Source organism: Psychrobacter celer, from assembly GCF_016107555.1.
Lineage (GTDB): Bacteria > Pseudomonadota > Gammaproteobacteria > Pseudomonadales > Moraxellaceae > Psychrobacter > Psychrobacter celer.
On the sequence record NZ_JABASU010000010.1, the window covers coordinates 14,462 to 40,385 of the forward strand.

Annotated in this window: 21 protein-coding genes and 1 pseudogene; 20 read left to right on the forward strand and 2 right to left on the reverse strand. The window is 47.0% G+C overall.

Going from position 1 to position 25,924, the window contains the following annotated elements; all coding sequences use genetic code 11:
- Positions 1 to 137 precede the first annotated feature (137 nt).
- The 8 genes from rpmH to JFC05_RS06510 all read left to right on the forward strand — a co-directional run bounded on the left by rpmH (position 138) and on the right by JFC05_RS06510 (position 7,607).
- The gene (gene rpmH / locus JFC05_RS06475; RefSeq protein ID WP_007394757.1) at positions 138 to 272 is read left to right on the forward strand and encodes a 50S ribosomal protein L34; all 135 of its coding nucleotides are present in this window, start codon (positions 138 to 140) and stop codon (positions 270 to 272) included.
- Positions 273 to 471: 199 nt separating this feature from the next.
- Positions 472 to 843 carry a ribonuclease P protein component gene (rnpA, locus tag JFC05_RS06480; RefSeq protein WP_198336268.1) on the forward strand — a complete coding sequence of 124 codons (372 nt, stop codon included), beginning with the start codon at positions 472 to 474 and terminating at the stop codon, positions 841 to 843.
- Between the two features lies 1 nt (position 844).
- Positions 845 to 1,198, forward strand: coding sequence for a membrane protein insertion efficiency factor YidD (gene yidD, locus JFC05_RS06485; RefSeq protein ID WP_198336269.1), 354 nt, complete (start codon positions 845 to 847; stop codon positions 1,196 to 1,198).
- 215 nt (positions 1,199 to 1,413) lie between these two features.
- Positions 1,414 to 3,096: a membrane protein insertase YidC gene (yidC, locus tag JFC05_RS06490; protein WP_198336270.1), complete on the forward strand. Its 1,683-nt coding sequence runs from the start codon at positions 1,414 to 1,416 to the stop codon at positions 3,094 to 3,096.
- Positions 3,097 to 3,271: 175 nt separating this feature from the next.
- A complete protein-coding gene (gene mnmE, locus JFC05_RS06495; RefSeq protein WP_227697446.1) occupies positions 3,272 to 4,729 on the forward strand; it encodes a tRNA uridine-5-carboxymethylaminomethyl(34) synthesis GTPase MnmE in 1,458 nt (485 codons plus the stop codon).
- 113 nt (positions 4,730 to 4,842) lie between these two features.
- Positions 4,843 to 5,301 carry a transcriptional regulator NrdR gene (gene nrdR / locus JFC05_RS06500; protein ID WP_198336272.1) on the forward strand — a complete coding sequence of 153 codons (459 nt, stop codon included), beginning with the start codon at positions 4,843 to 4,845 and terminating at the stop codon, positions 5,299 to 5,301.
- 68 nt (positions 5,302 to 5,369) lie between these two features.
- Positions 5,370 to 6,425 (forward strand): bifunctional diaminohydroxyphosphoribosylaminopyrimidine deaminase/5-amino-6-(5-phosphoribosylamino)uracil reductase RibD, encoded by a 1,056-nt coding sequence (ribD, locus tag JFC05_RS06505; protein WP_198336273.1) that lies wholly within the window; start codon positions 5,370 to 5,372, stop codon positions 6,423 to 6,425.
- 507 nt (positions 6,426 to 6,932) lie between these two features.
- Positions 6,933 to 7,607: a riboflavin synthase gene (locus JFC05_RS06510; RefSeq protein WP_198336274.1), complete on the forward strand. Its 675-nt coding sequence runs from the start codon at positions 6,933 to 6,935 to the stop codon at positions 7,605 to 7,607.
- A 246-nt stretch (positions 7,608 to 7,853) separates the two neighbouring features.
- On the opposite strand, the gene JFC05_RS06515 is transcribed toward JFC05_RS06510, so the two are convergent.
- A complete protein-coding gene (locus JFC05_RS06515; protein WP_198336275.1) occupies positions 7,854 to 10,730 on the reverse strand; it encodes a response regulator in 2,877 nt (958 codons plus the stop codon).
- A 252-nt stretch (positions 10,731 to 10,982) separates the two neighbouring features.
- Between JFC05_RS06515 and fmt the strand changes: the two genes are divergently transcribed.
- From fmt to JFC05_RS06570, 11 genes and pseudogenes are all read left to right on the forward strand, one after another.
- Positions 10,983 to 12,068, forward strand: a complete 1,086-nt coding sequence (gene fmt / locus JFC05_RS06520; RefSeq protein WP_198336276.1) for a methionyl-tRNA formyltransferase — start codon at positions 10,983 to 10,985, stop codon at positions 12,066 to 12,068.
- A gap of 84 nt (positions 12,069 to 12,152) precedes the next feature.
- Entirely contained in the window at positions 12,153 to 13,727 is a 1,575-nt protein-coding gene (locus JFC05_RS06525) for a transcription antitermination factor NusB (protein ID WP_198336277.1), read from the forward strand.
- Between the two features lie 58 nt (positions 13,728 to 13,785).
- Positions 13,786 to 15,207, forward strand: coding sequence for a threonine synthase (gene thrC, locus JFC05_RS06530; protein ID WP_198336278.1), 1,422 nt, complete (start codon positions 13,786 to 13,788; stop codon positions 15,205 to 15,207).
- Between the two features lie 341 nt (positions 15,208 to 15,548).
- Positions 15,549 to 16,646: a LysM peptidoglycan-binding domain-containing protein gene (locus tag JFC05_RS06535; RefSeq protein WP_198336279.1), complete on the forward strand. Its 1,098-nt coding sequence runs from the start codon at positions 15,549 to 15,551 to the stop codon at positions 16,644 to 16,646.
- Between the two features lie 64 nt (positions 16,647 to 16,710).
- A pseudogene (gene dprA / locus JFC05_RS06540) lies at positions 16,711 to 17,943 on the forward strand (DNA-processing protein DprA).
- An 89-nt stretch (positions 17,944 to 18,032) separates the two neighbouring features.
- Positions 18,033 to 18,662 carry an L-threonylcarbamoyladenylate synthase gene (locus JFC05_RS06545; protein ID WP_198336280.1) on the forward strand — a complete coding sequence of 210 codons (630 nt, stop codon included), beginning with the start codon at positions 18,033 to 18,035 and terminating at the stop codon, positions 18,660 to 18,662.
- A 337-nt stretch (positions 18,663 to 18,999) separates the two neighbouring features.
- Positions 19,000 to 19,518 (forward strand): GbsR/MarR family transcriptional regulator, encoded by a 519-nt coding sequence (locus tag JFC05_RS06550; protein ID WP_100748948.1) that lies wholly within the window; start codon positions 19,000 to 19,002, stop codon positions 19,516 to 19,518.
- 241 nt (positions 19,519 to 19,759) lie between these two features.
- The gene (locus JFC05_RS06555) at positions 19,760 to 20,701 is read left to right on the forward strand and encodes a fatty acid desaturase family protein (RefSeq protein WP_198336281.1); all 942 of its coding nucleotides are present in this window, start codon (positions 19,760 to 19,762) and stop codon (positions 20,699 to 20,701) included.
- A 170-nt stretch (positions 20,702 to 20,871) separates the two neighbouring features.
- Positions 20,872 to 21,921: a TIGR01777 family oxidoreductase gene (locus JFC05_RS06560; protein WP_244658184.1), complete on the forward strand. Its 1,050-nt coding sequence runs from the start codon at positions 20,872 to 20,874 to the stop codon at positions 21,919 to 21,921.
- A gap of 95 nt (positions 21,922 to 22,016) precedes the next feature.
- Complete coding sequence (locus tag JFC05_RS06565; protein ID WP_198336282.1) at positions 22,017 to 22,499, forward strand: hypothetical protein; 483 nt, start codon at positions 22,017 to 22,019, stop codon at positions 22,497 to 22,499.
- Positions 22,500 to 22,697: 198 nt separating this feature from the next.
- Complete coding sequence (locus tag JFC05_RS06570; RefSeq protein ID WP_198336283.1) at positions 22,698 to 23,174, forward strand: metallophosphoesterase family protein; 477 nt, start codon at positions 22,698 to 22,700, stop codon at positions 23,172 to 23,174.
- A 24-nt stretch (positions 23,175 to 23,198) separates the two neighbouring features.
- Here JFC05_RS06570 and JFC05_RS06575 read toward each other — a convergent pair whose 3' ends face one another.
- Positions 23,199 to 24,599, reverse strand: coding sequence for an alpha/beta hydrolase (locus JFC05_RS06575; RefSeq protein ID WP_192993025.1), 1,401 nt, complete (start codon positions 24,597 to 24,599; stop codon positions 23,199 to 23,201).
- 545 nt (positions 24,600 to 25,144) lie between these two features.
- On the opposite strand from JFC05_RS06575, the gene grpE reads away from it, so the two are divergent.
- Complete coding sequence (gene grpE, locus JFC05_RS06580) at positions 25,145 to 25,744, forward strand: nucleotide exchange factor GrpE (protein WP_198336284.1); 600 nt, start codon at positions 25,145 to 25,147, stop codon at positions 25,742 to 25,744.
- Positions 25,745 to 25,924 lie beyond the last annotated feature (180 nt).

The following is a 25,924-nucleotide window of genomic DNA, read 5'->3' on the forward strand; positions in this document are numbered from 1 at the left end:
TATTTGAGACGAACAGAGGTCTTTACCGGATTCAACGATAATGTCATAAAGCAAATTAGTTTATTGACCAAAATAATAGGGAATGGTATAATCCTCCGCTATTACGAATTTAGTCCCATTATTTTGATAGGTGAGTTATGAAACGTACATTCCAACCAAGCGTGATCAAGCGTAAACGTACTCACGGTTTCCGTGCACGTATGGCAACTAAAAAAGGCCGTCAGGTCTTAGCCCGTCGCCGCGCTAAAGGACGTCATCGCCTTACTGTATAATCAGTAGATAGCGATAAGCATGGCCATATGTGCTTGTTGTGTTTCTATTAATTATAGATTGCGATAGTCAGTCTTCACAACTAACACATCGTCATATATTAAAAGCGCCGATATCGGCGCTTTTTTTGTCTCTATACTTTGCTTTGATATTTACGCTATTATTCTTGCTACCATCTTAAGCTCTAAAACTAGGTTGATTATGTCCCATACTGCTTTAGTGACCCCCAATGCTCGCTTTACCAAAGCGCAGCGCCTGCTCACGCCTACAGCGTTCAAAGAGGTGTTTGATGCGCCAGAGCGTAAACTTCATCAAAGCCATTTGATGGCGTTTGTACGTACTAACACGCATGAAGGTGCACGCGTAGGTATGGCGATCACCAAGCGGAAAGTGCCCACGGCCGTGATGCGCAATCTAATCAAGCGCCAAATACGTGAGCAGTTTCGTATCAAGTCTTTTAATCTAGAAAATAAAGATATTGTTTTTATAATAAAAAAGCCTTTAAAAGGTGTAGATAATACAGATTTAAAAAATCAAATAAATAATATTTTTAAAAAAATAGAAAAAAAATAAAATGGAATTTTTAATAAAAAAAGTAAATAGTATTCTTTATAATTTTATTGTTTTTTATCAAAAGATAATAAGCCCTATCATACCGGCGCGTTGTCGTTATTATCCAACGTGCTCTAACTATGGCAAGCAGGCATTGGCATGGCATGGGGGGTGGTCGGGTAGCTGGCTGCTACTAAAGCGCCTAAGTCGCTGTCATCCTTTAGGCGGACATGGCGTTGATTTTGTGCCGTTACCGTTGTCTAGTTATCATTATCAATACTTATCCCCTGCTCGGCATACTGCTCAAGGTTTGTATGTATTTAAAGACACTACAAGCTATGTTTCACGTTTAAATCATTTAATGAGCGTGCTCTGAGCAAACCTGCGCTTGGACTGGCTGAGGATAACGCTTTAGTTACCCACAAGTTATCCACACTCTTGTATCATTTAGAGCGGTTTTTTAGTAAAATGATGAACATTTTATGTGATTGACTACTGATATTGCCGCTTCAAACACGGGTGAATACTGTGCGGTGGTCATGATACATGCCTGATTTTTCATTCCCTAATTTTTCAATCTAGGAAAGATTTATGCAAAAGATATTTCGGGTGATGATCATCATTGCGATGCTAATCACCGCTTATCTGCTGATTTTGGCATGGCGAGATGATTATGCCGATGCGCCAGCTGTAGATACGGTGCCAGAAACTATCACCTCAGTGGGTGCTGACATCCCGTCTACCACTGGTGCAGCAGGTGACATTCCAGTACAGACGATGCCTGTAGATGCGAGCGGCGTCACTGACGCGCCAGTGACAGACGCAGGTCTAATCACAGTCACCACAGATCGCTATGATATAAAAATCAATCCAGAAGGCGGCGATATCGTCTATGCTGCGCTCAAACAGTATGATGCAACACTCGATAGTGATAAGCCTTTTGTGTTATTAGAGAATAATAACAATCGGGTATATGTGGCGCAGTCGGGTCTGATTGGCCAAGATGGTATCGACACCGCAGAAGGTCGCGCGGTTTATAGCCACACTGCCAATAACTATGTGATGGAAGCAGGCCAGCAGACGCTATCGGTACCGCTCACTTACAAAAAAGATGGCGTAACGATCACTAAGACCTTTACTTTTACCCATGATAAATATCCGATCGATATCAGTTATCAAATCCAAAACGCTTCTAACAATGCGTGGCAAGGGCAAATGTTTGCGCAGCTCAAGCGTGATGACAGCAAAGATCCTGGTATGTCTGATAAAGGCGCGCTCAGCATGGCGACTTATCTAGGCGGTGCTTGGGGTACGCCTGACGACCCTTATAATAAGCTAAAGTTTGATAAGTTCAACGACGGTGAGCTGACTACTACCAGTGACAAAGGCTGGGTGGGTATCGTGCAGCATTACTTTGTTTCTGCTTGGACGCCTGACAATTTCACGGGTAAGTTCTTTAGCCGCGCGACAGGTAACGACTACTTTATCGGCTTTAATAGCCAGCCTGTCAATGTCGCGCCAAACAAGCAAGTGACGCTCAATGCAACCTTGTACGCAGGACCAAAGGTGCAGTCTGAGCTTAAAGAAGTCGCCGTAGGGCTCAATCAGACCGTTGACTATGGGTTATTGTGGCCAATATCTAAGATTTTATTTGCGATTCTTGATGGCATTCATAAAGTCATTGGCAACTGGGGTTGGTCAATTATTGTTCTGACGATTTTGGTGAAGATCGCTCTTATGTGGTTTTCGAATAAAAGTTACTATTCGATGGCGAAGATGCGTGCTATCGCCCCAAGACTGCAGGCACTAAAAGAAGAGTACGGCGACGATCGCATGAAAATGTCGCAAGAGATGATGGCAATATATAAAGAAGAAAAAGTCAATCCGATGGCGGGTTGTTTGCCTATCTTGCTGCAAATGCCGATTTTCTTAGCCTTGTACTGGGTATTGGTTGAGAGTGTGGAGCTGCGTCACGCGCCTTGGATTTTGTGGATCCAAGATCTCTCGGCGATGGATCCTTGGTTTATCTTACCATTGTTGATGGGTGCATCGATGTTTGTACAGCAGCAGCTAAACCCGCAGCCAGCTGATCCGATGCAAGCAAAGGTAATGAAGTTTTTACCAATTATCTTTACCGCCTTTATGCTGTTCTTCCCAGCAGGTTTGGTGCTTTATTGGACGGTGAACAACTTGTTTAGTATGACGCAGCAATATATCGTCAACAAAAAAGTTGAAGAAGAACAAAAACGTCGTACCGCTAAAGTACTTGATTAAATCACTTCACGTTTTTAGTTTTCATTAAAAACCATCGCAGCGGCGGTGGTTTTTTTATTTGTTAGTATTTTACAATCACTTTGTCATACAACGGTAAACGCAAGATTTGCTATATTAAGTTTGGCTTTGTCAGTCGCTCTTTAGCCGTCTATAATGGGACTTTTAACAAATGAGAATGATTGTGGATTCTTTTGAGCTGGCGCAAGCCGTACCTGCTACATCTAATACGCCTCATCCATCAGGATTGGCTACGATTGCCGCCATTGCGACGCCGCTTGGGCGCGGCGGTGTCGGCGTGATACGGCTATCAGGTGCGCGTGCCTATGATATTGCGTGTCAGCTGACGGGCAAGACAGCATTTACACCGCGCATGGCCAGTTTTTGCCGATTTTATCAAGCGGATGGTACCATCGTTGATGAAGGCTTGGTGCTGTACTTCAAAGGCCCGCACTCGTTTACAGGTGAAGATGTGATCGAGCTGCAAGGGCATGGTGGCATGATTTTGCAAAACCAGCTGCTCGCCTGCGTATTTGAGTTGGGTGCCAAGCAAGCGGGTGCAGGGGAGTTCTCTTATCGTGCTTTTGATAATGATAAATTGGATCTGGTGCAAGCAGAAGCAATCGCTGATGCCATTGATGCAACCAGTGCCGCTGCTGCCAATAGTGCCATCCGCTCGCTCAGCGGCGAGTTTTCGCAAAAGATCAATCAGCTATTAGAGCAACTTATTCATTTGCGTTTGCACGTCGAGGCTGCCATCGACTTCCCTGATGAAGAGGACGTTGATTTTTTATCGGATGGCGTGATTCAAGACAAGCTTGAGCAAACGCAAGATAAAATCCGGCAAGTGCTGGAAACGGCAAAACAAGGCCAGCTGTTACGCGATGGGATTCATGTGGTGTTGGCAGGGCGGCCTAATGCGGGCAAATCAAGCTTGCTTAATCGTCTGGCAGGGCAAGAGCGCGCCATCGTGACCAATGTGGCAGGCACCACGCGAGATACGCTACAAGAGACCGTCGTCCTCAACGGCCTGACCTTGCATCTCACCGACACTGCAGGTCTGCGCGATACCGACGATACTGTCGAACGCATCGGAATTGAGCGCGCGCGTACCGCAATCACACAAGCCGATATGCTACTGATGGTCTACGATGTCAGCCGCGACCTTGCAGAAGACAGCACACCGCTACAGCTGGCAGAGCAGCTATTTGGCAAGCTCCCAGAAGCCAAAAAACTACTGATTATCGCCAATAAAAGCGACTTACTCACTGATGCCCACGATAAAGCGCAAATGGCGAGCTCACAAAACGAAATTACTCAGCATGGTTATGAGCAAGTCAATGTTTCATGTGAAACAGGCGCTGGTATCGAGACATTGATCGAGACATTGTGTGCTAAGGTTGGTTTTCATCCACCAGAGAATAGCCTCATCGCCCGTACGCGTCATATAGATGCGCTTAGACGGACAGCTGGGCACTTAACAGAAGCGCATGAGCAGCTGACGATCTTTCAAGCCGGGGAGCTGGTGGCTGAGAGCCTGCGTCAAGCACAACTAAGCCTCGGTGAGATCACCGGAGAGTTTAGTGCTGATGACTTACTAGGTAAGATATTTGGTAGTTTTTGTATTGGCAAATAATGCTACTGATTGGCTATTTAAGTTCGCGTATCAACTTTTAAAAGTACGTCAGCTATCAAACTCAGCCTCATAAATGACGCTATGTATTCTTAATATCAAAATAAGGAAACGCTATGCACTGCCCTTACTGTAACGCGTCAGATACCAAAGTGATTGACTCGCGTCTGGCGGCAGAGGGTGCGCAGGTGCGTCGCCGCCGCTCGTGCAATAGCTGCCAAGAGCGCTTTACCACCTTTGAGATGGTGGAGGTTGTGATGCCGCGTATCATCAAATCTAGCGGCAAGATTGAGCCATATGACAACGAAAAGCTGCGCCGCTCTATTTTATTGCCGCTACAAAAGCGCCCCATCACCATTGATGATCAAGAGGCAATGATTAGCCGAATCGAAAAGCGCGTCAGGCAAATGGGGGAGCGCGAGATTAGTAGTAAGGTGCTGGGCGAGATCATCATGAGTGAGCTAAAGACACTGGACGATGTCGCTTATGTACGCTTTGCCAGTGTTTATCGCGATTTTCAGGATATCGATGCGTTTCATCAAGAGATTGCCAATATTCGCCCCAATGAAAAATAGTCTCTGTCAGTGCCATGGTTGAATGTTCAACACACCCTACATATTCTTTATAAATGAAGCCAATTATTATGTCGAATTCTAACCATGCGCAAGCTACACAAGACCGCTATTTTATGATGCTGGCGATTGAGCAAGCCAAGCAAGGACTATATACCACAAGACCCAATCCGGCGGTAGGCTGCGTGATTGTTCAGGCAGGAATGGTGGTCGGGCAAGGGTTTCATCCTAAGGCAGGCCAGCCTCATGCAGAGGTGTTTGCCCTCAAAGATGCTGGTGCGCAAGCGGTTGGTGCCACCGCCTATGTGACTTTAGAGCCTTGTAGCCATACAGGACGTACGCCGCCTTGTGCTTTAGGTCTGATAAAAGCAGGCGTACAGCGGGTGGTGATAGCTGGTCTCGACCCTAATCCGCAAGTAGCGGGGCGCGGCGTACAGCTGTTAGAGCAAGCCGGCATTGCAGTCACTGTTGGCGTATTGACAGAGCAAGCAGAAGCATTAAACCATGGGTTTTTAAAGGCGATGCGCACCCAGATGCCCTACGTTCGGCTTAAGATTGCCACCAGTCTCGATGGCCGTACTGCGATGGCGACAGGCGAGTCAAAATGGATTACCTCGGTAGCGGCTCGTGAGGACGTACAAAAGCTTCGCGCCCTAAGTGGGGCTATTATCACTGGCAGTGAGACCATCGTTACTGATGATCCACAGCTCAACGTGCGCTCTACTCAGTTAGGCGTGCCGGCTGAGCAAGTTCCGGCTCCTAAGGTGGTCGTACTCGATAGACGTCAGCGCTTAGCGCACAACGCGCAATCAGAATACCAACTATGCCGCCGCGCAGATACGCTGTATTGGCGTAAGGACGATTTAGCCGAGCTATTAAGGCATCTGGTCAGTGAGCATCAATGCTATGATGTATTGGTAGAGGCGGGTGCTAGCGTCGCAGGTAGTTTTTTATACCAACAACTGGTAGACGAGCTGATTGTCTATCAAGCGCCTTGTCTGTTGGGTGCAGCGGCGCGGCCGATGGTGAATTTTCATCCGCTGTCTTTATCTGAACAATTACGTTTTAAAATGAGCGGCCATGAGCAACTCGGCCCTGATCTTAAGCTGACGTTGTATCCTTTATAGACCATAAGTTATAAACACCTTATCCACAAGCTTTGAATACTAAGGTCAAGATACCTGCCCTATAGATAAAGGGTGAAATAGGTATCTAGATAGTGGCGTTGCCTGAAGGGTGCACCTGTTTCACATGGAACTGTGTATAACTCTGTTTCATGTGAAACTAAAAAGGCCTTAATTTACTGTTTATTTTATAAATAATTAATAAAAATCATATACTTACGTTGATGTTATGCTTTTGATAGTGTAATAGTAAAAATGCAAAGGTTTGTGGATAACTCTGTATAAAATAAGGATTTATCGCAGACGGGCTTGATTTATTGTTAGTTATCCACAACTTATCCCCTTATACGCTTAAAAGACAGTGCTTTTAGGAAATATTTAGATAAAAGCAATGCTCGTTCATTGTTTATTGATAAGTAGTCATCATTTATCATCTATTGGATACCATTGTAATAATCGTCACTATTGTTAAACGCTTATAACAGCAAAAAATTAGGATACGAGGTCTCTATGTTTACTGGAATTATAGAAAGTGTTGGAAAAGTCACGTCCATGCAGCCTACCGGCGGTGACATACGCTTGACGATAGAGTCAAACGAGCTAGACTTTAGTGATGTCAAATTGGGCGACTCTATTGCCTCAAATGGTATCTGCCTCACTGTGGTAGAGATTGGCGATAAATCTTACTCTGTCGATGTTTCACGTGAAACGATTGCTCGTACTGCATTAGAAACCCTAAAGCCTGGGGATATCGTCAATTTGGAAAAAGCGATGCTACCCACCACGCGCTTTGGTGGTCATATCGTCGCAGGTCATGTCGATGGGGTCGGCCGCGTTAGTAAACTGCAACAAGACGCGCGCTCTATCTATATCGAGATTGAGATCCCAAAAGAGCTGGCGCATTATACCGCGACCAAAGGCTCTATCACCGTCGATGGCATCAGTCTAACCACCAACCTAGTACGTGACAATGTGGTTTGTCTCAATGTCATCCCGCATACGGCGCAAGTGACCAATATCGCCAAACACTGGCTGGTCGGCAGTAAGGTAAATATCGAGGTAGATATCGTCGCCCGCTATTTGGAACGTCTGTTAAATAAGTCGCAAGCTGGTGACATAAACCCACCAAGTCCGCAAAGCCAAATCACTGAGGCATTCTTAGCCGATAATGGTTTTATGAAGTAGTGATAAGCTAAAGCGTAGGTATCGTCGATTCTAAATAAAAGAGTCAGGTATTGATTAACCAGCAAGGCTGATAAACGTTTTCTGGCGTGCTGTGCCGTTGCTGACAGAGGCTACAAAAAATTTTATCAGCCTTGCTTTTACTATACGATGCGCACAAAGGCCAGTCAGGTAGCGGGTTAATATTTTGATATTAACCCGCTATTTTTTTTGGATATAGATACAGATATAGATATAGTAAGCGGGATTTTAGTGTTTTATCAGATGTTTTAGCACAGCCTCGAGCCTTTTCTTATTGATAGGTTTGGATAAAAACTCGTCCATACCCACTTGTATACAAGCGTCGCGATCCTCGTCTGAGCTGTTCGCGGTTAGGGCGACGATTGCAATATCATCCCCTTGCGCGCGAATCGCTTGCGTGGCTTGTAGCCCGTCCATAACTGGCATACGGCAATCCATCAAAATAAGCGAGATATCCTCCCGCTGCGCCTTTAGCTGCTCAAGCGCTTGTTGGCCGTCTTCTGCTACGATACTGCGATAACCCAGTTTACTTAAGATTTTACAGGCAATTTTTTGATTGGTTGGGCTGTCTTCTACCACCAGTATCAGCGGCTCTACGTCATCCTTGTGTAGGGGCGCGGCCACCGTCATGTCGTTTTTGGGCGTTTGGGTGGTCAAGGTTTGCCGAACAGGTAGCGTCAGTCGTGTCAGCTCAGAGAGCAGGAAGGCGCTCTCTAAGGGTTTTAATAAAAAACCATCGCATTGATCCAGCAGGACAGAGGGAATACGGCGCTCAGGCTTCATGCTACACAAAATCTTAGGCAGTGATTTTTTAGACAATAAGTCATGTAGTGCTTGACATCTATCGTTGCTGGCCAGTATCAGGCGCTCTTTGGTTGCCTGTGTCTTTGATGCATAGCTCTTTGGTGCGGTCTTCGATTCGTTGATAGAGGTCTCGGCGGACAGTTTGTCGCTTTGCTCTGCCACTGGGTCAGAGAGGTTTATGGCGGTGTGGTCAGTATAGTATTCATAATCCAATAACAAGATGGGCGCTAGGCTCTGGGCGTCTTTGCCAAGCCGCTCGGCCAAGTGCTCGATGGTGGCACTATCAACATCGGTATAGATCGTCGCTGGAATTGATAAACAGTGGCACAAGCGGCGCAAGTAATCGGCCAGCAAGGTCTGGTTGACCACGGCGATAAGATGAATATGCTGTAAGTGCTGGTGTGGGTGATAAATCGGCTGATAACTTGGCTGCCGACAAGGCAGATAGAGGTTAAAGGTGCTGCCTTTATTGACCGCGCTTTTTAGCTCAATAAAACCGCCAAGCAAACGGGCAAAACTATTGACGTTATTTAAGCCCAAACCCGCTTCGATACCATGGTAATAAGTGAGGTTGTTGTGTTGCTGAAAGGACGGGCTTTGTTTATTAAAATAACTCAATAACTGATGCTGTTTGGCGATATCGATACCTGTGCCTGAGTCTTTGATACTAAAACGTACCCAGTAGTGCGTCTGCTGCGCTTTTACCTGTTCATTGATCGGTAGTAGGCTGCCTTTATTGATTTGAGATACTTGCTCAGGACTGATAGCATCGATTGCCAAGGCGACGTAGCCTGAGGGAGTAAACTTGATTGCATTGTGAAGTAGATTTAAGAGTATCTGGCGCAGGCGTGTATGATCTGTATCGATCACACGAGGACACTCTGGATCAAAGAAATAAATAAACTCTAGCCCCTGCTGGCGCGCATGATCTACGGCCGCGTCACCCACTTCTTGTCCAAGCTTATAAATATCGACAGGCGCTATGCTCAGGCGGGTTTTTCGAACCTCTATATCGCCAATATCTAGCATGTCGTTGAGCGTGGTGAGCATATAGTGACTGGTTTTTATCAGTGTCTCAAGCGTGTGGTTTTGCTTGTCGGTCAAGGTGCTAGGGTCGATAGGCTCGAGTGTGTCTATCAAAGACTCCAGCGGTAGGCGCAGTTTACGCCCCATGATGGAGCGCAGCTCGCTAAACTCATCGATTTTTTGTTGTAATTGTTGGTTTTTTAGCCGTAGCTGCTCTGTTTGGCTGGCCAGTTCATTGATATTATTGAGCAAAACGGTAAAGCCATGCACCTGTCCGTGCTCACCAAACCATGGCGTCACATGCAGCTGATAGGTTTGTTGGTCTTTTATTCCTAGCACCGTTAGCGTACGCGTGACGCGCAGATTAACCAGCCTTTGTAGCAGTTGTTGGGTGGGGTCGTCTTTGCCAGCGACAAAGTCTGTCAGCTGCTCGCTGCCACTGCTGTGCGCAGGTCTGATAAAGACTTGTTCAAAACGCTGGTTAAAAAAACTGATTTGACCGTGGCGCATGATCATTGCCATCGGTAATGGTGCTTGCTCAATCAGGCGCTCAAGACGGTGCTTGAGGGTTTTGATGCGGCGATAGTCGTTGTGTAGCTGATAATTGATACGGCCGAGCGCATGACCTAAGCGTAAAAACTCCGCAGTCGATTGGCTTTCTAAAAATGGCGGCGGGGTATAGGCTTCTTTTGCATTATCACTCAAATTATCCGTATAACGTAATAGTTGCTCCCAGTTGGTGCGTCGCTTGAGCATGTATAGCAGTGCAGTGATAAACAACGCAATGGCTGCCATCAGTGGCAACCAGTATTTATAAGAGGTCCAGTCGATATCAAGCGGCTTATGACGCAATATCATATATATCCGTTGGCCACTATCTAGCTCAATGGTGCCCGCCAGATTGCGCGCATTGAGCGTATAAGCGCCATTATTCTGAGCAGAGGCTCTGACAGTCGGGAACGTCACTGTCGAAAACGCAGGCTCGTTCGGACGGGTATCACGATGAATGTATGTCTGTCCGGAGGGCAGCATAAAGATAAGCTGATAGCTGATGCCGTTAAGTGCCGGATGCGCCAAAACCCCCTTTAGCTCATCGTTTCGTAGCACAGCATGCTCAGTGAGCTCGTGTTGTAAGGTAAAAAAAGTATCGACGCTGTGCTGCTGTTGATACTGCCTCATACCATCAAACAACATAACATAATACAGTACTAGCATCACCAGCAACGTTAGGACATAAAATAACAATAAGCGCTGTAAGGACTGAAACTGTTGCATGAAAGCGAGGTCCTATATCGTCACTTAGCAGGATAAATGTGGCATGAAAACTACCATGATAAAGCAGTCAATGTCTTTAATATAACCAATGACGGTTATCTATAGCAAAACAACCGCTGTTTTATTGTCTATAGCGCCTATTATAAAGCGAAAAGACCTCGTAAGTAACGCTGAGTAGGCGAGGTTACAATCATGGCACAATACGCCAAACTCACCTATAATGAAGCACCGAACCCTATATAATGCATGATTATGACGACAATTGCTCCTGCTTCTAAGCTATCCCCTTCATCTAGCCTTGCCGACACAACTTCTAGCACGCCATTACGTGTGGTGTTTGCTGGGACGCCTGAGTTTGCGGCGGTCAGCCTCGAGTCGCTCATTGCCCAGCAACAAGCACTCAACATAGAGATTGTGGCGGTTTATACCCAGCCTGATCGCAAAGCGGGCCGCGGGCAAAAACTAGCCGCCTCAGCGGTCAAGCAAGTGGCGCTCGCCCATGATATCGTGGTAGAGCAGCCACCGACCTTTAAAAAATCGAGCACCGAAGGTATGGCAGCCCGCCAGACGCTGCGTAGCTATCAGCCCGATGTGATGATTGTCGCCGCTTATGGGCTGATACTACCTGCGGGCGTACTGACGATACCCACTTATGGCTGTCTTAATATTCATGCTTCGCTACTGCCGCGCTGGCGTGGTGCAGCGCCCATCCATCGTGCGCTCTTGGCAGGCGATAGTGAGACTGGTATTACCATTATGCAGATGGATCAGGGACTAGACACCGGTGATATGCTCTACAAAGTCAGTGCGCCTATCACTGCTGATGACACGGCAGCCAGCCTACACGACAAAATGGCAACATTGGGTGCGGACGCCATCGGTACTGTGTTAAAGGATTTGGCGCATTACCAAGCCCAAGCCGCCGCGCAAGATGACAGTCAAGCCAATTACGCCGAAAAACTTGTCAAAACCGAAGGCGAGATTGACTGGGCACAATCGGCGACGATGATTGAGCGTCAAATTCGTGGTCTGACACCGTGGCCAGGCGCTTATACTTTTTTCAATGGTCAGCGTGTGAAGATTTTGGCCAGCCTACCTGTCAACCCCTCGCAGCAAACCGAACTGCCCGCTGGTACCATCATCAGTGTTGGACGCAAAGCGATATTGGTCGCTTGTGGCAAAGAGGATAGCTTGGCGGCCAGTCATACTGAGCAGGCGAGTGGGACATTGGCCATTACTCATCTGCAGTTTGCAGGTGGCAAGCCGATGACAGCAGAGCAAGTCTGCCATGGCAACCAATTAAATGATGGCGACCAGTTCACCAAAGAATCAAACTAATTAATTAAGCTTAATGTACTTTAGTTATAAGTTATCTAACCTTTATCAGACGCTATCGCGCATACGTCAAGGAACAGCAACTCAATGAGACATCCCAGCCCCGCGTCTAAAAACCATAAACCCTCAAGCAACCTGATTATGAATGGCAGTGTCCGCGTACGAGTCATACGTACCTTGTTGGCCATTCAAAATGGGCAGTCGTTGGCAAGCGTTCTTGACCCTTTGCTCAACAGCTTGCACGATGGTGATAAAGGGTTTGCCCATGCGCTACTTTTGACGACCTTACGCCAGTGGCATGCACTGGCGCGGCTGCTGGATAGTTTGGCGGACAACCCTATCGATGAAGTCGAGGTTCGTACCACCATTCAGGTCGGTCTGGTGCAGCTACTGTATCTAGAAGTCGCTGACCACGCCGCGATACACGAAACGGTGGAGGCGGCAAAAGAGGTCGGCTTTGCTCATGCGACTGGTCTTATCAATGCCATCCTGCGCAAGGTTGCCAAAAACCCCAATAAGTTTCGCAAAAAATGCAATAAAAACCACAGCCTGCCGAACTGGCTTGCTTATCAGCTCAAGCAAGACTGGAGCGATCAGTATGATGCGCTGACACAAGGGCTGCGGCAGTCAGCCTCGATGTTTTTACGAGTAAACGCGGCGGCCACCTCAGTTACAGAGTATCAAGAAGCGCTAAGCGGGGCAGAGATTGAGACAGAGCTGACCGAGATGACCACAGGTTTTTGTCTACCCAGTGCCTCTAACGCTGCGCCCGTTACCCTAGCCACTACAGGTCTGCGGCTACGCCAAAGCACTGCTGTCAGCGCCTTGCCTGACTTCGCTGACGGCATCGTGAGTGTACAGGACATGCACGCGCAGCTTGCGGCACCGATTATCCATCGTGCTTTGATGAGTAAGGTGAGCGCTGATAAATCTCAGGCGGGCTTGGATAATCATGAGCTGCATATCTTAGATGCTTGCGCGGCACCTGGGGGCAAGCTGGCGCATTGGCTAGAATTATTGAGCTCTGAAGATGCGTCAGTCTTGTTTCACGTGAAACAAGACGATACAGCGGTGACATCAGTGCCTACGGGTATTAAGCTCACCGCTATCGATAACGAAGCATCGCGCATCGAGCGTATTTATGACAACCTAAAGCGCCTTAACTTTACCCAGACAGACTTGGCACAAAGTAGCAGTGGTATCGCCCTAGATATCGTCTGCGCCGATGCAACCCGCTGGCGCAGCACTGGTGCGTCTAAAAAGCAAGATTCTGCTAAAAACAGCGGCGTATTTGATGCTATATTACTGGATTCGCCTTGTACGGCGACCGGCGTGATTCGTCGTCATCCAGATATCAGCCTCTTGCGTACCGAAGAGGACGTCGAGCAGACTGCGTTATTGCAAGCAGAAATATTGCAAAACCTATGGCCACAGCTCAAAGTCGGCGGTTACTTGTTATATGTGACTTGCTCTATTTTAAAGCAAGAAAACGTCCTGCAAATGCAAGACTTTGTCAGTCGTCATGACGATGCGGCGGCGGTTGCGTTTACTGAGGCGTGTAGTTGGGGTATCGAACAAGCGATCGGGCGTCAATGCTTGCCGATAGATCGCGATGGTGGCGATGGTTTTTATTATGCGCTGCTACAGAAGACAATGGCATAAAACTGCTGAATAAACCGTTTTAAATATTGAAAAAAATCATTGTAGACAGGACAATCTCATGAAATATATCAGTACCCGTGGTCAGACAGCACCGATGGATTTTAGTGATGTGCTTTTGATGGGGCTTGCGCCAGATGGCGGTTTGATGCTGCCTGAGCAGTATCCGAGCATTGATAGCGCTACCCTTGATGAGTGGCGTACGCTGAGCTATCCGCAGCTTGCCATGGCGATTATGCAGCGCTTTGCCACGGATATCCCGGCGGCTGATTTGCAAGATATCATCGAGCGTACTTATACCGCTGACGTATTTGGTTCTGATGAGATTGTCCCTGTCCGCAAACTTGAAGACGACCTGTATATTTTGGGATTGTCCAATGGTCCGACGCTGGCATTTAAAGATGTGGCTATGCAGTTTTTGGGCAATGCCTTTGAATACGTGCTGAAAAAGAAAGGCGCGCGGATTACCATCATTGGTGCCACCAGTGGTGATACGGGCAGTGCGGCGGAGTATGCGCTACGCGGCAAAGAAAATATCGAAGTCTTTATGCTGTCACCGCATGGCAAGATGAGTGAGTTTCAGCGTGCGCAGATGTATAGTTTGACTGATGACAATATCCATAATATCGCCATCGACGGTATGTTTGATGACTGTCAAGATATCGTCAAAGCGCTGCAACAGGACGCGGCATTCAAAGCCGCTTATAATCTCGGTACGGTGAACTCGATCAACTGGGGCCGTATCCTTGCGCAAATCGTTTATTACTTTAAGGCCTATTTTGCCGTCACCACAAGCAATGACGAAAAAGTCAGCTTTAGCGTACCATCGGGAAATTTTGGCAATATTTGTGCCGGTCACATTGCTCGTGAGATGGGGCTGCCAGTCGATCGCCTTATCGTCGCCACCAACGAAAACGATGTGCTCAATGATTTCTTTAATCAAGGTGCCTATCAGCCGCGCCCAGCTGAGCAGACTTACGTGACCTCTAGCCCATCGATGGATATCTCAAAAGCCTCTAACTTTGAGCGTTTTGTCTATTTACTGCTCGACAAAGACAGCGCGCGCGTCCATGCGTTGTTTGAAGGCGTAAAATCCGGCCAAGGGTTTGATTTGTCTGATTTGATGGAAGCAGTTAACACACGTTATGGTTTTGCTGCTGGCAAATCCACCCATAGCGACCGCTTACAAACCATCAAGGCGCTTTATGAGCAGCATGGTGAGTTGGTTGATCCGCACACTGCCGATGGTATTAAAGTCGCTAAAGAATTACAACGCGCAGGCGAAGTTATCGTATGTGCCGAGACTGCTTTGCCTGTAAAGTTTGCCGATACCATTGTTGAGGCTGTTGGGCAAATTCAGATTGCTCGTCCAGCGCATACCGAGGGGCTAGAGGACTTGCCGCAGCATGTCGTGGTATTAGACAATGACGCTGAGCTGGTCGCTGAACAAATTCGTCAACATGTAACGGCAAACCCAGCGTAATTAATAAAGGTATTTAACGCTCATTGTAAAAAGCAAATCTAGGAAATCATCCACATAAAGGTTACGGCATTGTAATAAAGTGTTTATGATTGTGTTATGGTAGATATAATTGTAATATGAGAAACAGCGTCGGCAAGTCATCATCGTGCTAGACGCTTTTTTAGCCATAAACATCAGTCAATTACAAAAAACAGCTGCCCAATAGGCGTCATAATAATTGCATTGCTGTGTCTGTAAACTGCGCTGAGTCTCTACGAATATATAATCGAAGGGCTTGACAGGTATAGACGTAAGTAGGGTTTGTTAAGGCGGCGACAGCGGTACATATTGTGGATATAACAATGAAGATGAGCTTAAAAAAGATAGCAAAAGCACTGTTGATCACGACATTTAGCAGTGCCATGCTAATGAGTACTGCCTACGCCAATAATCCACCACCTACCATCAAAGCCGATGCCCCCAATCGCTACATCGTTAAAAAAGGCGATACCTTATGGGATATCTCTGGGCGCTACTTAGACAGCCCATGGCGCTGGAAAGAGATTTGGGCAACCAATAAACAAATCAAAAACCCGCATCTGATCTACCCAAACGACATCCTTATCTTGTGCGTGATTCAGGGTAAAACCTTGGTCGGTGTCGATACGGGCGAAGGCTGTGCAGGAATCGAAAAGCAACTGACGGGTGATGTCACCGCCAGTGCGGTCACTGTGACCTCAACGGCCAACAGTATCCCTCCTATTCCTTGGTCAGCAATTCAGCATTGGCTCGATAAGACCATCATTGTCGATCCACAAGATTTTAATACCACGCCATACATCTTGGCTTCTAAAAACCGCAACTTAATCACCGCCAGTGGTGATAAGGTCTATGCCAAAGGCGTACCACTGATCGTGGGGCAACGCTATGGCATTTACCGTGAAGGTGAGAGATACGTCGAGCCAAAAACCCAAAAAGTCATCGGTCTTGAAGTTACCCAAGTGGCCACAGGCCTAGTGACATCGACAGAAAGCAACGGCGTCACTAGTCTGCAACTGACAGACAGCTATGGCAAAGAAGTACGCGAAGGTGATCGGGTATTTGTAGAATTAGACAATGCGATCCCGCCTGTGTTTTATCCAACCCCAGCCAGCGTCAGTCGTGGCGGTATGATCGTACGAGTGATGGATTCGATCAGCTCCGCAGCAAAAGGCAGCGTGGTCGCCATCAACCTTGGTAGTACGCATGGTGCCAAACCTGGTGATGTGTTGACTGTGTACCAAAAAGGACCATTGGTGCGTGATATCAGAGACAATGATACGCCAGTGCGTTTGCCAAACGAGCCAAGTGGGATGCTGATGGTTTTTAATACGTTTGAACATATCAGCTACGCCTATGTACTGGATTCTGAGCTGCCACTAAATGTCGGTGATCAGTTATTACCGCCGCCATATTTATAAACACGCCAAATACAGTACAAGGTTTTGAGATGAGCACCCGATCTTAGCGGAGGTGAGCCAAACGATGATGACAGTAGTCACCCCTTCTTTATCAGACGAGCAGCGCGCCATAGTGGCGCTATGGTATGAGGTGAATGCGTCATTGTCTGCTTATCACAAGCTGACGACGAGCTTTGGTAGTGCACAGCTGGCGTGGACGGCGACAGTAGAGGCTTGGCGGCAACTGGGTATTCATTATACCCATCTCAAACGCCATGAGTAGCCAGCGCAAACACGCGCTAATATCGACAAAATCCAGCAAGCACGCGTAGAAGGGCGCTATGGATTACTGTTTGCCGATCAAGCGGACTATCCTGCCCAGCTGCTACAGATCTATGATCCGCCGCCAGTGTTGTTTTATCGCGGCAATCTCTCTCGTCTGCACCAAGCCCAAATCGCCATCGTCGGTAGTCGCAAGCCCACCGCCCACGCACAAAAAATCACCTTTGATATGGCGCAGTACTTAGCGCAGGCAGGCTACATTGTCACCAGCGGGCTGGCCATGGGGGTGGATAAACGCGCACATCTAGGCGCATTAGCACAGACAGATTTAGCCCATCAAGGCCGGACGATCGGGGTAATGGGCACAGGAATTGATGTCAATTATCCCAATCATCACGACCAGCTATTTAGTCAAATCATCGAGCAGGACGGCTGTATCATCAGTGAGCTGCTACCGCATACACCGCCGCACAAGCATACCTTTCCACGCCGTAATCGCTTGGTCGCAGGACTCAGTCTAGCGACCATCGTCACCGAAGCCACCATTCAAAGTGGCTCGCTGATTACCGCGCGCTTGACCTCAGAGCAAGGCAAGCAAGTCTTTGCGGTGCCAAGCCATATTGACAATAGCAATGCTGAAGGCTGCCACCATTTGATACGCGAAGGGGCGACGTTGATTTATCATCCTCAGCAGGTTATTGAAGATGTCAGCAGTCAGCTTAGCCACCAGAAAGGTTTTGGTAGTCGCGTGCCGCCGAACAAACGCACACCTTCTGATAATGATAACGCCATACCATCAGCACAGGTTGCCAATACTGCAGAGAGCCCACTGCCATCTGCGATAGCTCATCACCCGGACCCTGTGGCTCCCAAACACTTGCAGCCAGTATATGAGCAGCTTGATTGGCATGGGCAAGATTTGGATGCGCTGTTGCTGGCCACCACGCTTGAAGCACCCGTTTTGATCGGGCAGCTGATGGAGCTTGAGCTATTGGGTCTCATCAGCGTACAAGGCGGGCGTTACTTGCGTGTCTAAAAAATGCTATTTTTGCGAGTGGCTGTCTTAGATTGGCTTTTTGCTGTGGTATGATAAGTTTCTACCTTTTTATTTTTTGTACCTCCATCATGAAACCATCCTCCTCCGTTTTGGCCGACTCTGTCAGCCAAGCTGCTACTTGGCTAAAAAATGGCCAGCTACTTGCTTATCCAACCGAAAGTGTCTGGGGTATCGGCTGTGACCCTTATAATCAAGCCGCCGTACAGCGTATCTTGACCATCAAACAGCGACCAATCGCCAAAGGTATGATTGTCATTACCGATAGTGCCGAGCGTTTAGCGCCGTTGCTTGCGCCTTTAACACAGGCTCAGCGTCAGCCTATTTTGGCAAGCTGGCAGACGGACAGCGACAACACCCAGCCGCAGTATCAACAAGCGCATACATGGCTATTGCCTATCCCGGAAACACTAAGCACCAGTATCCCTCATTGGATAACCGGCCAGCATCAAACCGTGGCGGTACGGGTCATCTCTCATCCACTTATCCAGCAGATGTGTCAGCAGCTGGTCAGTGAGCAAAACCCTTTTGGCCTGCTGGTCTCCACCAGCTGTAACCCTTCAGGCCAGCCGCCTGCCATGACTTTCTCTGAAGCTTATGCGTATTTTTCTGAGCAAATTGGCTACTTACAGGCTGATACCTTGGGATATACACTGCCGAGCCAAATCCGTGACGCGCGCACAGGTCTGATTATTCGTTAGCGCCCACTCATGCTTTACAGAAAATAAGACACACGGCATAAGTAGGTTGGACTGGGTTTTGTATTAATCTGACTATATATCGTCTTATAGTCAACTCTAAATAAAATAGATACATTATATATCAACGTGGAACTGGTATAAATTTTCCTTGCGTGCTGTGCCTGCGCTGCTCGATGCTGCGTAAAATTTATCTCAGTCCCACTGTATCGTTTTTATACTGAACTCACTGTATTATCATATTGTCTTGTGATTTCACTATTGACAGAAATAAAAGAATAGCGCAGTATAGAGATAGACAATGGTTATTAATCTAAAAAATAGCGTGTATCTATCAATTATGAAACTAAATCCTGTGACTGAAAAATTCGTTTTGCATTGGGGAGAGATGGGCTCGCAGTGGGGCATCAATCGCACCATGTCGCAGATTCATGCGTTATTGTTTATTATTGGAAAGCCTTTAAATGCTGAGCAGATTACTGAAACGCTTGGCGTTGCACGCTCAAATGTTTCAAACAGTCTCAAAGAGCTACAACATTGGGGGCTGGTACAAAAGGTCTCAATACTGGGCGACCGCCGCGATCACTTTACCACCAATACCGACGTTTGGGAGTTGGCACGTATCATCGTGATTGAGCGTCAAAAGCGTGAGCTTGAGCCGACAGTACAGTTTTTGCAGGCACTCATAGACAGCCCAGAGTTTGAGCACGAAAACAGCGACGTAAAAGCTCGGCTCCGTGAGACACAAGCATTCGTCGAAACAGTGACCACGTGGTCTTCTGAGATGCTACGATTGCCCAGCAGCGTACTCAAAAAGATATTGAAATTGGGTAGTAGTATAAAAAAAGTCTTACGTTAATGGGCTGTGTTAAACAAGCGATGGTGCGTGGTTTAACGATAGTTAAGCTACTGTAAACAGGTACAGCACGACTGGTATTCAATTTTTTTGCGGGCGGTGCTTAAGCCGACAGGGGACACGGCCTACATAGACTCATAAAAATTTAAGTTGTTATTTCTGTTTTGACAGAAATAACAATAACAAGATAACTTATAGAGGTTTTAGACAGAGGTCTTAGACCAATCACAAATGGATGTGGCACATGAAACCAAATAACACACAAAGTCAGACAGAGCAAAAGGTCAAGGATGTGGTGAGGTCGATAGTCTGGCAAGACCTGCGCCAGCTGACTGGTAGACAGATCGCTTATAACATTATTTTGCCTTATCCATTTTTATTGTTGTCGTGGTGGTTTGCTAGCCAGTCTTGGTATGTACTGGCGTGCAGTGCGTCTTATCTGTTTTTTGCCGCCGCTTTTCGTCAAGCGCATGATGGTTATCACCATAGTTTAGGTGCAGGTCGGCGTCTGACCACTGCTATTTTGTTGCTGCTTAGTGTGCTATTGATGACCAGCTTACATAGTATCCGAGCCACTCACATGGCGCATCATCGAGACCCATTAGGCGATCACGATGTTGAAGGTCGTTTGGCAAAGGCATCATGGCAGCAAGCACTGCTCGGCGGTATCACGTATCGGTTGGCTATCTACCGTCAAGGGCTGCGCTTGAGCAGTCGCCGTCATAGGATGCTGGCTTGGCTAGAGTTTGGATTGATAGCATTGGTGATCATGGGCGTCCTGATGATGAGCGTGTTTGCTGCGTCTACGGTGCTTGGGCAGGTGGTGCTATATCATCTTGTGGTGATGATGTTGGCCAACGCCAGTGTCGGTATCATCGCTGTGTGGGGCGTGCATCATGACTGTGACGAGACGATAGCTCGCACTGAGCGCAACCCTCTGGTAAATCTGCTGACATTTAATTTGCTTTATCATGTAGAGCATCATTTATTTCCTGCGATACCATCCAACCATTTGCCAACGCTTGCCAAGCGTTTGGACGCAGCCGCACCTCACCTGACCAATGCGCCTGTACTACCCAGCCGCGCTACCGTTATAAAGCACATGAAGCATCGCTGGAGTGTCACAAAAGACACGTACAAAAACAGTAATGACAGCGAGTGCCCTATCCGTAAGCGTTTTGCTTAGAGACGAGTAGATCTCTAAATGGATGAAAGAAGGCCAGTTATTTTATAGGTGCTGGTCAAGAGAGTGTGTCTTCATTTTTAATCTATTTAGATGACTATTGATTGAATTGAAGAGATGTCCTAGACCAAAAGACGTTACCAAAAACCTGTGAAAGTCGTTTTGATATCACGGTGAAAGAAGACGATGATGGTGAGACAGCGTTTATCTTAAGCAAAGAGTTGACGATACAGATAGTTGGCGATATGAATAAGGAGTCAGACATGCATATCTTAATCAGTGGTGGTTCAGGGTTTTTGGGTCGAGCATTTAGCGACGAAATCATGGCACGGTATCGTGAGCGAAAAAAGGCACTACAAGTCACTTGGCTGACGCGTGATAGTAACCAGGCGCACCCTGACGATATCGCTATGATGACTTATGATGAGCTTACAAAGACTGATAAAAGCTTTGATGTGATAATAAACCTAGCGGGGGCAGGTATTGCCGACTCGCGCTGGAGCGATAGTCGCAAAGAGCAGCTGATGGCGAGCCGTATCCGGCCTACTGAGGCATTGTTGGTATTTATCGCTCGCAGCCGCAGCAAGCCCAAATTATTGATTAGTGGTTCAGCGATAGGGTGGTACGGCACACAAGGCGATAAACCATTGACAGAAAGTAGTGGTTTTGAGACAGATTTTGCTCATAAATTATGTGATGATTGGGAGCAGTTAGCGCTTAAAGCCACTGAACATGGTGTGCCTGTGGCAATCGTGCGCACTGGTGTGGTGATTCATCCTGATGGCGGGATGCTTGCCAAGCTTCTGACCCCATTTAAAATGGGCGTTGGTGGACAATTGGGCAATGGCAAGCAAATCATGAGCTGGATCAGTCGGGCAGACTGGGTCGGCGCTGTGATATTTATCATTGAGCAGCACCTTGCTGATTATGACAACAGTCAAACCACAAATGATAATTCACTAAAAACCATAAATGATACGCCAGCCATGGTCTACAACTTAACTGCGCCCAATCCTGTGACCAATCATACTTTTACCAAAACCGTAGGTACCTGGCTACATCGTCCAACACTCTTTACTTTACCAGAATTTTTACTAAAGCTGATATTTGGTGAGATGTCGACACTACTAATTGATGGTCAAAAAGTATTGCCACAGGCGTTATTAGCGGCGGGTTATGAGTTTCGATATCCTACGCTCATGCAAGCCTTAGAGGCGAAATAGCGCTAAATAAAAGAATGGTCTACGGAGTTGTTTCATGTGAAACAAATACAACCCGTTTACCATCCGCCTTGATATGATAAAACTGGTGCCTAATTATGGCTGTTAAAAAAAGCAAAGACTCAAGTATCACACTAACAAAACAGTACGCTCGCAAGCCTTATCCGTGGTTAAGGATTGTTGTCAGCTTCGCACTACTTGGTGGGTGGATCGGGGCCAATGCGATGAATTTTATATTGTTTTTGCTGGACGGCGCTTTGCCAAGAAATATGCAAGGGTTTGATTTTCAGTACTTCATAACAAACATGTTCGAAGGTCTTGGTTTTAAGATGATAGCAGGTCTATTTCCTGCTTTGATAACTGCAGGTGTCATTATATATTTTAAACTGCATCTTAAAACAATCAAAAGCTGGCTTGCGTTAGGAGTATTGGGATTTATGGCGACTGTTCCATTTAGCCTCAGCGTAATGCTGATAGCGGATTCGGTAGATCTTGAGCTCTTTTATTTGGCGACATTGGTGGGTATGTCAGGGTTATATAGCGCCATCATAATAGGCGGTTTAACGATTCCCAAATCGTAGTGCTAAACGAATGGATATATTTGACTTTGCTGTGAGAGGTTTTAATTTAGCGGTGTTTCACGTGAAACCATATAACTGATTTATACCAACCCCGGGTTTAAATGAATAGCCACGCTACTTTGAGCGACCCGAGCGCCATGCATCTGGTTTATTTGGATTCGACTATATGAGGTTTTATATAAAAAGCGTGAAGCATTGATGAAAGAGCGTCTAAAGGCCAGCTATGATAAGCAAATCGCACAGGCGGTAAGGGCTGCTGGTATCACCGTGCTTGATAACCAAAGCGTGCTATTAGATGATTCGGTGTGGCTCATCGGCCGCTCAGATGATGTGGATCAGAGCAGACTATCAGCGCAGGCGCTACTGACTCAGGTAGATACCAATCAGCCTATTGTCTATTTAGAGCATCGCCCGTCTATGATGGACGAAATCAGTTCTTTACCGATAGATTTGCATGTAGCAGGGCCCACGCATGGCAGCCAGATATTTCCATTGACGTTATTGATGCGCGGGCTCGCACCCCTACATTATGGCGCTAAGGTGGTAGGGGAGACGCAGCTTTTGGTGACATCGGGATATGGCTTTGGGCCGGTACCGTTTCGACTGGGGACGCGTTCTGAGATTTGGATGATTACCCTGACGCCCAGTGGTGCCGTTGCTGAGCCGTCGTCATAGTCAGCGCGCCAAAGCAGTCAGTCATTAGGCCGCTAACTGCCCCTGCTCACGAATGACCTCACGGACAAAACTGGCAAAACCGTGGATGATTTTGCGGGTTTCTAATCCTAGCCTCTGATGAATGCTCATAAAGTGAATAAAACCATGCGGCGCACCAAGTACCGTATAGTTTCTCACCGATATGCCATGTGTCTTTAGTTGCTCTGCATACGCAAAAGCTTCATCACGTAAGACATCCAGCTCTGAGGTGACGATATAAGTGGGGCAGACGTGGCTGTTGTCCCCCAGCATAGGCGAGTTGAGAATGTGTTGTCGCGGTAAGGGGCTGTTTTTTAGACATGCCGCGTCAAACACCGCCACATCATCATGATCTAACAACAAGCCTTCGCCGTATAGCTCCCAGCTTGGATAGTCTGTCTCGATATCGGTAACAGGGTAAAGCGGCATTTGCGCAAGTGGCTGAGGCAGACGCTCTAACAGCGCAAACATATCTTGCCCCGCTTCGCCTAGGTCTGCCCAAGCTTGTTTAGCAGGGGCGGTGAGCTGCTGAGCAATAAGGGTCGATAAGCCGCCACCTGCGCTGTCGCCTGCCAAGACGATACGTGATGGCAGCGCGCCAAACATATGACAATGCTCGGCCAGCCAAGCATAAGCGCTGATACAGTCTTTTAGCGCGGCTGGGGCGGGGTGCTCAGGTGCCAATCGATAGTCGACACTGACGACAGGCCAGCCAGTCTGCTGGCTCAGGGCATGACAAAACTCGTGATGCGTATCGATACCGCCGATACAAAACCCACCACCATGAAAAAACAACAACACGGTCTCATCAGGATTGTGCACGCTGCCTTTTTTGATTGTCTTTCTATAAGTGCTAGCGTCTGGCTGATAGCAGCGAATGGTCATATCGCCATCATCAGCATTTGCAATCACCTTATCAGTCCAACGAACGCTGACCTCACCTTTTTTGCGAAAGCGCTTTATATTATTCATCAGCGTATCGCCCGTCTGTTGCCATACCTTTGGAGACTGCATGGCCACGGCATCGGCAGCGAACCTCTCACGCAGCTTAGGCATCGGCGTCAGCTCAAGCGGGGTTTTTAGCTTACTATTTATCGCCAAAATCAGCCGTAGATGGGCATCGGCATGCAAGTATTGCTTAGAAGTCGGGCCGCCAAGGTAGCTGACCAAACTTTCTAACAGCGGCAATGGCAAATAACCCAGCCCTTTTATCGCATAATGCAAGGTATGCGCTTGATGATGAACGACTTGCTGATAACCCACACACGTGCTTTTTAACGCAAAGCATTGACGCTTAGCGCTATCTTTTGGTACAGCTTCTATCTCAGGCGCTAGCTCGTTTGAGCGCTTTAGATTGATCAACGCTCTATTTAATAAGGTGTTGAGCGATATGGTTGAGTGAGACATAACACCTCGGATACATGATGGTTAGTGTTTGAAATAACAGATGTTTTTGACCATAGTAAAGTAAAAGAAAACAAAATTGAGTATATTTTGGTAATGGAGTGAATGAAAACCGTAAAAATTTTGGAATAAACCAAAGGTTTGGTAGTGGGTGTGAGCTATAAAGGTAAATCAATACCAGTAGGAGGGTGCCTCTTGCAAAATAGATTGGCTAGATTTGCCTGTTTGTTCCAACGTTTTGTTTCAATGTTTGGCCTCGCTGTTTATGCCGTTGTCAGCACCATATCTCTAGTCCCACGCTCGTTGGTACAGCAATTGTTGTAAATGGGAAAAAATCCTCAGCGCAAGGCTTGAAATTTGTCCTCATCACCTTTATCAATCAGCTATCAAAGCATATTCGCAAAAAATCAGTGATATCTGTTGATTATCTAATAAAAGCGCAGATATCTAATAAAAGCGTAGACTAATAAAAGCACAGCATGACTTGCTGCCAGCAGGTTTGTTGTGCCATACATCAATCGTCATTATTAAAATTCTAAGGAGCTATCATGAGCGAGCAAAACAATAACCACAAATCCCCTGAGCACAATGTGGCGCACGACAATGTCGAGCATAACGGCAGTATTTTAGAAGAAACCATGCAAGAGTTTGATCCAGAAAACAATTTATCTGAAAAAGTCACCATCGACAACGAAATCGATATCGACACTTTCAAAGCACGTATTGCTGAGCTCGAAGGCGAGGTCAAGCAGGCCCGTGAGACTACCGCCCGTGCCAATGCCGAAGCTTACAATGCGCAAAAACGCATGGAGCAAGAAGCCGATAAAAGCAAAAAATTTGCCCTACAAAAATTTGCCAAAGAGCTATTGGAAGTTGTTGATAATCTAGAGCGTGCGATTGAAAACGCCGACGCCAGCGATCCGGTTACCGAAGGCGTGCAACTGACGCACAAAGCTCTGCTGTCTGTCCTCAACAAAAACGGTATCGAAGTGATTGACCCACAAGGTGAAAAGTTCAATGCCGATGTTCACGAAGCGGTGGGTATCGATGCCGATGCCGACGCTGATGTGGTCGGTACAGTGCTACAAAAAGGCTATAGCCTAAATGGTCGCCTACTACGTCCAGCGATGGTACGCGTGGGTCAGTAGGATTTTTTACTTGATTTTAAGCGTCTAAACCTTACTTATATAAAGGGTTTTGACAAAAAATCACACAAAAGACAATTTTTGCTTGATGATTGCCTTGAAAAAACCGACAGGCAAACCGATATATAGCAATAAGTGACCGACTATGGTCTGAAGACATAAGTAGTTATATTTAAAATATAC

What these genes read in the sequence shown, in the direction of transcription:
- rpmH (WP_007394757.1), top strand. Translation starts at nt 138, where the DNA reads ATGAAACGTACATTCCAACCAAGCGTGATCAAGCGTAAACGTACTCAC.
- rnpA (WP_198336268.1), top strand. Translation starts at nt 472, where the DNA reads ATGTCCCATACTGCTTTAGTGACCCCCAATGCTCGCTTTACCAAAGCG.
- yidD (WP_198336269.1), top strand. Translation starts at nt 845, where the DNA reads ATGGAATTTTTAATAAAAAAAGTAAATAGTATTCTTTATAATTTTATT.
- yidC (WP_198336270.1), top strand. Translation starts at nt 1,414, where the DNA reads ATGCAAAAGATATTTCGGGTGATGATCATCATTGCGATGCTAATCACC.
- mnmE (WP_227697446.1), top strand. Translation starts at nt 3,272, where the DNA reads ATGATTGTGGATTCTTTTGAGCTGGCGCAAGCCGTACCTGCTACATCT.
- nrdR (WP_198336272.1), top strand. Translation starts at nt 4,843, where the DNA reads ATGCACTGCCCTTACTGTAACGCGTCAGATACCAAAGTGATTGACTCG.
- ribD (WP_198336273.1), top strand. Translation starts at nt 5,370, where the DNA reads ATGTCGAATTCTAACCATGCGCAAGCTACACAAGACCGCTATTTTATG.
- JFC05_RS06510 (WP_198336274.1), top strand. Translation starts at nt 6,933, where the DNA reads ATGTTTACTGGAATTATAGAAAGTGTTGGAAAAGTCACGTCCATGCAG.
- JFC05_RS06515 (WP_198336275.1), bottom strand. Translation starts at nt 10,730, where the DNA reads ATGCAACAGTTTCAGTCCTTACAGCGCTTATTGTTATTTTATGTCCTA.
- fmt (WP_198336276.1), top strand. Translation starts at nt 10,983, where the DNA reads ATGACGACAATTGCTCCTGCTTCTAAGCTATCCCCTTCATCTAGCCTT.
- JFC05_RS06525 (WP_198336277.1), top strand. Translation starts at nt 12,153, where the DNA reads ATGAGACATCCCAGCCCCGCGTCTAAAAACCATAAACCCTCAAGCAAC.
- thrC (WP_198336278.1), top strand. Translation starts at nt 13,786, where the DNA reads ATGAAATATATCAGTACCCGTGGTCAGACAGCACCGATGGATTTTAGT.
- JFC05_RS06535 (WP_198336279.1), top strand. Translation starts at nt 15,549, where the DNA reads ATGAAGATGAGCTTAAAAAAGATAGCAAAAGCACTGTTGATCACGACA.
- JFC05_RS06545 (WP_198336280.1), top strand. Translation starts at nt 18,033, where the DNA reads ATGAAACCATCCTCCTCCGTTTTGGCCGACTCTGTCAGCCAAGCTGCT.
- JFC05_RS06550 (WP_100748948.1), top strand. Translation starts at nt 19,000, where the DNA reads ATGAAACTAAATCCTGTGACTGAAAAATTCGTTTTGCATTGGGGAGAG.
- JFC05_RS06555 (WP_198336281.1), top strand. Translation starts at nt 19,760, where the DNA reads ATGAAACCAAATAACACACAAAGTCAGACAGAGCAAAAGGTCAAGGAT.
- JFC05_RS06565 (WP_198336282.1), top strand. Translation starts at nt 22,017, where the DNA reads ATGGCTGTTAAAAAAAGCAAAGACTCAAGTATCACACTAACAAAACAG.
- JFC05_RS06570 (WP_198336283.1), top strand. Translation starts at nt 22,698, where the DNA reads ATGAAAGAGCGTCTAAAGGCCAGCTATGATAAGCAAATCGCACAGGCG.
- JFC05_RS06575 (WP_192993025.1), bottom strand. Translation starts at nt 24,599, where the DNA reads ATGTCTCACTCAACCATATCGCTCAACACCTTATTAAATAGAGCGTTG.
- grpE (WP_198336284.1), top strand. Translation starts at nt 25,145, where the DNA reads ATGAGCGAGCAAAACAATAACCACAAATCCCCTGAGCACAATGTGGCG.